Consider the following 1,900-nt stretch of genomic DNA (forward strand, 5'->3'; position numbering starts at 1 on the left):
GCGCCCCGCTCGACCTCGAGGCCGCCGTCGAACGCGACCGTCGCGCCCTGCCAGACGCGCAGCGTCGCGCCGTCCTCGATGCGGACGAGGTCCGAGAACCGCGTCCCGCTCGTCTCCGCGCCCATCCACGAGTCGGCGGTCACGGTGAAGCCGCCGGTGCGGACGTCGGCATCGAGGTCGAGAATCTCAGCCGAGTTGCCAGGCCGACTCTCAGGCGCGACGGCCATGAGCCAGAAGTGGTTCAGGGGTTAGGTCAAACGCCAAAACGTCCGCGGGAGAGTCGGGGTGCTCGCGACGACACACCTCAACAGCAGGATTAAATCAGCCTCGAGGAACCGGCGACCTAGGCCGATCCAGACCACTCGGAGTAAACATTATGAAAATAGGTACTTGAGTTGCATATTACGTGCGCGGTCGGCGCTGGCCCGGCAGCCACGAGCAGCCGCGAGACGCTTCCACTACCCTCCTGCCCACCGAATCCATGTCCGTACTTCCGTTCAGTAGTGACGACCTCCGCGGCTCTGACGCCATCCCCGTCAGCGGACTCGGTGCCGAGGACAACGCGGCCCTACAGCGCTTCCGCTTCGCGTTTACAGAGTCTGGAGACAAGCGGATTCAACTCATCCGCCTCCTCAAGGACAGCGGCCAAGTGCGAGCTGCGTTTCGTGACGAGGGGTCAGGAAACCGAGTCGAGGTCGGCGGATGCTTTGTGCAAGTCCCTGGAACCCCTGGCACGGTCCCGTTCGACTTCGAGAATGGCCAGGCAGCTCGGGTGCAGATTCCCGGTATGTCGTCGGACACACGGTTCGCATTGAGCGGGTTCGAGTTCGACCGAGGCAGTGACGTCGCGAACGTTGCCTCGATCACGATCCTCCCCGATGAGCGGAACGGTACGGTGCTGGTCGGCTTCAAGGACCGGAACGCCGGCGAGTCTACGACGGGTAGGCTCCAGTATGTCCTCGTCCCCGTCGGGGAGGTCAACGAACAGTTCTTGCACGAAGGCAACAACTTCTACGCCGACGAGACAGACCCAGAACGGAGCCGACCCATCGGGGGGCGAGCCGCGGGCGCTCCAGGCCAAAGAGTGATCAGCGGCTTCTCGTTCGTGTACCTCTATAGAACGGACAGTGCGGCTCGGGGCGACGCGAAGCTCAAGATCCTGGGCGTCAACCTGGAGGACCACACTTTCGACTTCCAAGACAACGACCGACATGAGATCATCCAGTGGAAGGTCGACTACCTCGTCGTCTAACTCGCACACGACTCCGTCATGACAGACTTCCAGACCGTCCGGATTGAGATGTCGAAACTGAGCCTCGATGTCGAGCGCCACGTCGAAGGTCACAGATACCACGGCCCGTTCAGTTCCACAGGCACCTTGGCCGGCCAGGCCACACTCACCTTTCCGAGCAAGGTGCTCCGAGCCGTGACGGCAGTCTCATCATTCCACTACGAGACGAAGGACGACCACCACATCGACAAACTCAAGTTGGAGACGTCAGCGAGCCTGCTCCGCGCGGACCGAGGTGAGATTCTGGTCGGCGTGGAAGGCGCGTTCAAAGACAGCACTCCTGACGACGACTTCAGGGGGAAACCGTTCGTGATGAGCGCGACGGTGTTGTGTATCGTCGAGCGGGACGAGCAGTGAGCATGCTGCCAGACGTCGAGGCCGCAACCAGGGGACCTGTAGTCTCTCAAGAGGTCTGCTACTCGACCTCGAGGACGCGCTCCCCACGGACCGTACAGTTCGCCCCCTCCTCGCACACTAACGACGCGCCCCGCTCGACCTCGAGGCCGCCGTCGAACGCGACCGTCGCGCCCTGCCAGACGCGCAGCGTCGCGCCGTCCTCGATGCGGATTAGGTCCGAGAAACGGGTCCCGCTCGTCTCGGCGCCCATCC

4 protein-coding genes are annotated in these 1,900 nt (G+C 63.1%); 2 read left to right on the forward strand and 2 right to left on the reverse strand.

Going from position 1 to position 1,900, the window contains the following annotated elements:
- A partial coding sequence (locus tag WBA11_RS06430; RefSeq protein WP_424519880.1) for a hypothetical protein occupies positions 1-227 on the reverse strand: 227 nt, incomplete at its 3' end.
- Positions 228-481: 254 nt separating this feature from the next.
- On the opposite strand from WBA11_RS06430, the gene WBA11_RS06435 reads away from it, so the two are divergent.
- Positions 482-1,252 (forward strand): hypothetical protein, encoded by a 771-nt coding sequence (locus WBA11_RS06435; protein WP_424519881.1) that lies wholly within the window; start codon positions 482-484, stop codon positions 1,250-1,252.
- An 18-nt stretch (positions 1,253-1,270) separates the two neighbouring features.
- Complete coding sequence (locus WBA11_RS06440; protein WP_424519882.1) at positions 1,271-1,648, forward strand: hypothetical protein; 378 nt, start codon at positions 1,271-1,273, stop codon at positions 1,646-1,648.
- 58 nt (positions 1,649-1,706) lie between these two features.
- Here the strand turns inward: WBA11_RS06440 and WBA11_RS06445 are convergent.
- Positions 1,707-1,900, reverse strand: a 194-nt coding sequence (locus tag WBA11_RS06445; RefSeq protein WP_424519883.1) for a hypothetical protein, incomplete at its 5' end; no start/stop codon positions are given.

Source organism: Rubrivirga sp., from assembly GCF_049648075.1.
Lineage (GTDB): Bacteria > Bacteroidota > Rhodothermia > Rhodothermales > Rubricoccaceae > Rubrivirga.

Bases quoted from the DNA above. Each gene is read 5' to 3' on its own strand.
- WBA11_RS06435 (WP_424519881.1), top strand. From the start codon at position 482: ATGTCCGTACTTCCGTTCAGTAGTGACGACCTCCGCGGCTCTGACGCC.
- WBA11_RS06440 (WP_424519882.1), top strand. From the start codon at position 1,271: ATGACAGACTTCCAGACCGTCCGGATTGAGATGTCGAAACTGAGCCTC.